Genomic DNA, 5,829 nt, shown 5'->3' with positions numbered 1-5,829 from the left:
GGCCAGCGCCGGGCCCCGCCACAGGTGACACAGCGCCAGCGCCAACGCGTCGGCGGCGTCGGCCGGCCGTGGCACCTCGGCCAACCCCAGCAACCGGGTGACCATGAACCCGACCTGGGCCTTGTCGGCCCGCCCACTGCCGGTGACCGCGGCCTTGACCTCGCTGGGCGTGTAGAGACCCACCGGCAGGTCGCGGCGCGCGGCGAGCATGATCGCCACCGCACCGGCCTGGGCCGTGCCCATCACCGTGCGCACGTTGGCCTGGCTGAAGACCTTCTCGACCGCGACCGCGTCCGGGCGGGTGCGGTCGAGCCAGGCATCAATGCCGTCGGCGACGGCCCGCAGCCGGTCGGCCACCTCGGCACCGGCCGGCGTGCGCACCACCCCCACCTCGACCAGGCGGGCGCGGGAACCCAGGGCGCCGTCGACGACCCCCAGGCCGCACCGGGTCAGCCCCGGATCGACGCCCAACACCCGCATCCACCCTCCCGACCGCTCACCCGCAGGCCCGCTCGCCCGCAAGAACATCCGTTCGAGTGTAGATCGGTCGGCGCAACCGGACATCCACGACACGCCCAACAGATCGTCCCGGGCGCGGCGGCGCGCGGCTAGCTGCTGACGAGCTCCATGACGTCGTCGGAGATGTCGCCGTTGAACCAGACGTTCTGGACGTCGTCGAGGTCCTCGACCGCCTCGACGAGCTTGAGCACCTTGGCCGCGGGCTCGGCGTCCAACGGAACACTCACGCTCGGTAGCCAGGAGATGTCCGCCGAGGTGATCTCCAGGCCGGCGTCGGCGGCCGCCACCCGCACCGTGTGCAGGTCGGTGGCCTCGGAGATGACCTCGAAGACGTCGCCGAGGTCGTTGACCTCCTCGGCGCCCGCGTCGAGCACGGCGAGCAGCACGTCGTCCTCGGCGAGCCCGGCGGCCTTCGTCAGCAGCACGACGCCCTTGCGGTTGAACAGGTACGACACCGAGCCGGGATCGGCCACCGTGCCACCGTTACGGGTGATCGCCACCCGGACGTCGGAGGCGGCCCGGTTGCGGTTGTCGGTCAGGCACTCGACGAGGATCGCGACGCCGCTCGGCCCGTACGCCTCGTACGTGATGGCCTCGTAGTTCACCCCGCCGGCGAGCTCGCCGGAGCCCCGCTTGACCGCCCGGTCGATGTTGTCGTTCGGGACGGACTGCGACTTGGCCTTCGCGATGGCGTCGGCCAGGGTGGGGTTACCCGCCGGGTCGCCGCCGCCCGTCTTGGCGGCGACCTCCACCGTCTTGACCAGCTTGGCGAACAACTTGCCCCGCCGCGCGTCGATGACCGCCTTCTTGTGCTTCGTGGTCGCCCACTTGGAGTGACCGCTCATGTCCTGCCCCTCTTACTCGCGATCACCGACCGGATCCGGAAGATCGCACAATGTCGACGAATAGCCGGTGCATCCTGGAGTCTCCGGTCAGCTCCGGATGGAATGCGGTGGCCAACAGCGGGCCCTGACGGACCGCCACCGGCGCCTCGGCGACACGAGCCAGGACCTCGACCGCATCGCCCGCCTTTTCTACCCATGGTGCCCGGATGAAGACCGCATGCACAGGCGGCCCCGCCACGCCGTCGACGTCGAGGTCGACCTCGAACGAGTCGACCTGCCGGCCGAAGGCGTTGCGTCGGACGACCATGTCCAGCCCACCGATCAACGGCTGGTCCGGCCGGCCGTCCACGACGTCCCGCGCAAGCAGGATCATGCCAGCACACGAGCCGAACACGGGCAGGCCCGCCACGACCGCGGCCCGCAGCGGCTCCAGCAGCTCGAACACCCGCAGCAGCCGACCGATCGTCGTGGACTCACCGCCGGGCAGGACCAGACCGTCCACCGCGGCGAGCTCGGCCGCGCGCCGAACCTCCACCGGCCGCGCGCCGACGGCATCCAGCGCCCGAGCGTGTTCCCGCACGTCCCCCTGCAGCGCGAGGATGCCGATCCGCGGACCGCTCACCAGCCGCGGTCGGCGTAACGGGCCGCCGCCGGGAGCTCGGCGACGTTGATGCCGACCATCGCCTCGCCCAGGCCCCGCGACACCTTCACCAGCACATCGGGATCGTTGAACATCGTGGTGGCCTCGACGATCGCGCGGGCGCGCCGCGCCGGATCGCCCGACTTGAAGATCCCGGAACCGACGAACACCCCGTCCGCGCCGAGCTGCATCATCAGCGCCGCGTCCGCGGGGGTGGCGAGGCCACCGGCGGTGAACAGCACGACTGGCAGCCGGCCGAGCCGGGCCACCTCGGCGACCAGCTCGACGGGGGCGCGCAGCTCCTTGGCCGCGGCGTAGAGCTCCTCCGCGGGCAGCGCGGCGAGCCGGCCGATCTCGGCGCGGATGGTGCGCATGTGCACCACCGCGTTGGACACCTCGCCGGTGCCCGCCTCGCCCTTGGAGCGGATCATCGCCGCCCCCTCCGCAATGCGGCGCAGCGCCTCACCGAGGTTGGTCGCCCCGCAGACGAACGGCACCGTGAACGACCACTTGTCGATGTGGTGGTGCGGGTCGGCCGGGGTGAGCACCTCGGACTCGTCGACGTAGTCCACCCCGAGTGCCTGGAGCACCTGGGCCTCCACGAAGTGCCCGATCCGCGCCTTGGCCATGACCGGGATCGACACGGCCTCGATGATCTCCGAGATCATGTCCGGATCGCTCATCCGGGCGACGCCGCCCTGGGCGCGGATGTCGGCGGGCACCCGCTCCAGGGCCATCACCGCCACGGCGCCGGCGTCCTCGGCGATACGCGCCTGCTCGGCCGTGACCACATCCATGATCACGCCGCCCTTGAGCATCTCCGCCATGCCGCGCTTGACGCGGGCGGTGCCGGCGTGCCGGGCGGAGTCGGTCGCCGGGCCGGCGGTGGCGGCAGTCTGGCCCTGGGACATGATGTGCCGTCTCTTTTCGCTCCAGTCGGGCGCCACGGCCGGCCGGCTCCGCCATGTCAGGCACACCTGCATGTCGGATACCCAGCCAGGTGAATCCCGTGCGGGTAGGTCGGTTCCCCATCGTACGGCGCAGTCCGCGCCGACCGGGTGGCTCAGGAGGCCAGGCCCGGCCGGTCGTCGTGCCCGAGCGGCCCGTCGCGCCCCGGCCGGTCCTCGCGGACGCCGGTGTCGGCGCCGTACGCCGAACCTTCGACGAGGCGCGGCCAGGGTTCCTCGCGGATCGGCAGCGCATCGTCGATCTCGAAGTAGCCGGGCGGCGGGCGACGGCCGGAGAGGTGGAACACCCGGACCACCCGGCGGCCTGCGAGCGCCCGCTGGTCCCGGACAGCGTCGTTGTGGAACTGGCGGGCCAGCGCCACCCGGGCCGCCCCGGAGTCGACCGCGTGCAGCTCGACGGGAAAACGCTGCCCGGCCGCGGCGACCTGCGCGGAGCGCAGCGCCCGGCTCAGCACGTTCTCGGCCAGCTCGACCGCGGCGTCCAGCGGGGCGCCGGCCAGCAGGGCCGGGTAGGAGGCGCGCGCGCGGGCGGCGCTGGCCGCCAGCTCGTCCAGACCGCAGCGCTCGGCGAGTTGCGCCGCGGCGTCGGCGCGGGCGACGAGTTGGGTGACCAGACCGCCGCCGGCGTCCGACACCCGAGCGGCGAGCCGGTCGAGCCGGCGGGCCAGCCAGGTCAGATAGGTCGCAATCGCCACCACCAGGGCAACCACCACCACGAGGACGGTCATCTCGCGCAGCGTAGCCAACGGGCGGATGTGACCTGGCGCCGGTACCGACCACCGGGCTCGGCGCCAGCCGCCCGGCTACGTCGACGCGAGCGACACCCGCCGGTCCCCGGAGACCATCTCGTAGACGCCGACGATGCGCTCGGCGATGGCCCGCCAGTCGTACGTCTCGACGACCTCCCGGCCCCGCCGGACCAGCCCCGCGGCCCCGGCGGGATCGGTCAGCACGGCGGCGAGGGTGGCGGCGAGCTGCGCGGGATCGCCGACGTCGAACAGCCGCCCGGCGCGGCCGTCGTCGAGCACCCGGCGGAACGCGTCGATGTCGCTGGCCACCACGGCGGTCCCCGCCGCCATCGCCTCCAGCAGCACGATCCCGAAGCTCTCCTGGCCGGTGTTCGGGGCGCAGTACACCTGGCCGGAGGCGAACACCCGCGGCTTGTCCGCATCGGAGACGAGGCCCAGCAGGTCGACCCGGGACCGCAGCTCCGGCTCCAGGCGCGCGCGCACCGCCGCGGCGTCCCCGGGCCCGGCGACGAGCAGACGCGCGCCGTCGATCCGGGCGGCGAGCGCCGGCATCGCAGCCAGCAGCACGTCGAGGCCCTTGCGCGGCTCGTCGATGCGACCGAGGAAGGCGACGGTGGGCCGCCCGTCGTCGTAGCCGGGCAGCGGCCGGGCGTCGGCGAAATGCTGCACCGCGACCCCGTTGGGAATCAGGATGGCATCGGCGCCGAGATGCTCCACGAGCGTGCGCCGCGCCGCCTCGGACACGGCGATGCGGGCGCGCAGCTTCTCGAAGGACGGCTGCAGCGCGCCCTGTGCGGCGGTCAGGAACCGCGAGCGAGGGTTGGCCGTGTGAAAGGTCGCCACGATCGGCCCGTCGGCGAACATGCAGGCCAACAGGCTGACGCTCGGCGCACTGGGCTCATGGACGTGCAGGACGTCGAAGTCGTGCTCGCGCAGCCAGCGGCGGACCCGGGCGGCGGAGACCGGGCCCATGAGCAGCCGGGCGACCGAGCCGTTGTAGGGCAGCGGCAGCGCCCGGCCGGCGTCGACGGCATAGGACGGCAGGGTCTGCTCGTCGTCGACCGGGGTGATGACCGACACCTCGTGCCCGGCCGCGAGCAGTGCCTCGGCGAGGTCCCGCACGTGGACCTGGACCCCGCCGGGGACGTCCCAGGTGTAGGGGCAGGCCAGGCCGATCCTCACGGCGTCGGCGTCGGCGTCGGCGTCGGTGCCGGCGCGGCGCGGCCGGGCGGGGTCACGACTCGTCGCGCCAGACGCGCTGAAGCATGTGCCAGTCGGCGGGATGGGCGGCGATGCCGGTGGCGAAGGCGTCGGCGAGGTCCTGGGTCATCGTCGCGACGTCACTCGATCGCACCGCGGGGTGGATCCGCGCGCTCCACCCGTCCCGGTCGAACCAGAGGGTGACCGGCAGCAGCGTTGCCCCGGTGGCCAGCGCGAGCGCGGCGGGTCCGCCGGGCATCGTCGCCGCGGCGCCGAAGAACCGGACGGGGATGCCCGCGCGGGACAGGTCGCGGTCGGCGAGCAGGCACAGCATCCCGCCGGCCCGCAGCCGGTCGGCCAGCAGGCCGAACGGCGGGCTCTCGCCGCCCGTCAGCGGGATGACCTCCATCCCGAGCTCGGAGCGGAACGCGACGAACCGCTCGAACAGCGACTCGGGCCGCAGCCGCTCGGCCACCGTCGTGAACGGGACGCCCGTCGCCGCGAGCCAGGCGCCGGCCTGCTCCCAGTTACCCATGTGCGGCAGCGCCAGGATCGTGCCGGCGCCGCGAGCGTGCGAGTCACGCAGGAGGTGCTCGTCGAGGACCCGCATCCGGCCGACGATCCGCTCGGTGCCGAGCTCGCGCAGGCGGAAGACCTCAAGCCAGTAACGCGCGTAGGAGCGCATCGCCGCCCGGGTGAGCCGGTCCAGGTCGGTGCCGGCCGGCGCCACCCGGCTCAGGTTGGCCCGCAGTCGGCGCACCCCGCGCCCGCCGCGCCGGTACGCCGCGTCGGCGCCCAGCCGGAACGCCGCGGCTGCGACCGGTGCCGGCAGCAGCCGCACCCCGCGCCAGCCCAGCGCGTAGCCGAGGTCGGTGAGCCGCCCCTGCGTCACGACCGCCGCGCGGGAC

Annotated in this window: 7 protein-coding genes; all 7 read right to left on the bottom strand. The window is 73.8% G+C overall.

The annotated features are described in order from the left end of the window. Window positions 1-480, bottom strand: a 480-nt coding sequence (gene ruvC / locus ND748_RS23115; protein ID WP_251748061.1) for a crossover junction endodeoxyribonuclease RuvC, incomplete at its 3' end; no start/stop codon positions are given. Between the two features lie 128 nt (window positions 481-608). After that, window positions 609-1,364: a YebC/PmpR family DNA-binding transcriptional regulator gene (locus ND748_RS23110; protein WP_251748060.1), complete on the bottom strand. Its 756-nt coding sequence runs from the start codon at window positions 1,362-1,364 to the stop codon at window positions 609-611. A gap of 22 nt (window positions 1,365-1,386) precedes the next feature. Further along, window positions 1,387-1,986 (bottom strand): pyridoxal 5'-phosphate synthase glutaminase subunit PdxT, encoded by a 600-nt coding sequence (gene pdxT, locus ND748_RS23105; protein WP_251748059.1) that lies wholly within the window; start codon window positions 1,984-1,986, stop codon window positions 1,387-1,389. Continuing rightward, on the bottom strand, window positions 1,983-2,915 hold the full coding sequence (pdxS, locus tag ND748_RS23100) for a pyridoxal 5'-phosphate synthase lyase subunit PdxS (protein ID WP_251748058.1): 933 nt from the start codon (window positions 2,913-2,915) through the stop codon (window positions 1,983-1,985). The genes pdxT and pdxS overlap by 4 nt, the downstream gene beginning before the upstream one ends. A gap of 152 nt (window positions 2,916-3,067) precedes the next feature. Then, window positions 3,068-3,700 carry a hypothetical protein gene (locus ND748_RS23095; RefSeq protein ID WP_251748057.1) on the bottom strand — a complete coding sequence of 211 codons (633 nt, stop codon included), beginning with the start codon at window positions 3,698-3,700 and terminating at the stop codon, window positions 3,068-3,070. 75 nt (window positions 3,701-3,775) lie between these two features. Beyond that, entirely contained in the window at window positions 3,776-4,903 is a 1,128-nt protein-coding gene (locus tag ND748_RS23090) for a glycosyltransferase family 4 protein (RefSeq protein WP_251748056.1), read from the bottom strand. Window positions 4,904-4,955: 52 nt separating this feature from the next. Beyond that, a complete protein-coding gene (locus tag ND748_RS23085; protein WP_251748062.1) occupies window positions 4,956-5,813 on the bottom strand; it encodes a phosphatidylinositol mannoside acyltransferase in 858 nt (285 codons plus the stop codon). Window positions 5,814-5,829 lie beyond the last annotated feature (16 nt).

It is taken from the genome of Frankia sp. AiPs1 (assembly GCF_023716945.1).
GTDB lineage: Bacteria > Actinomycetota > Actinomycetes > Frankiales > Frankiaceae > Frankia.
Note: the sequence above shows the minus strand (reverse complement) of the source record. Positions and strands in the feature narration are given on the sequence as shown.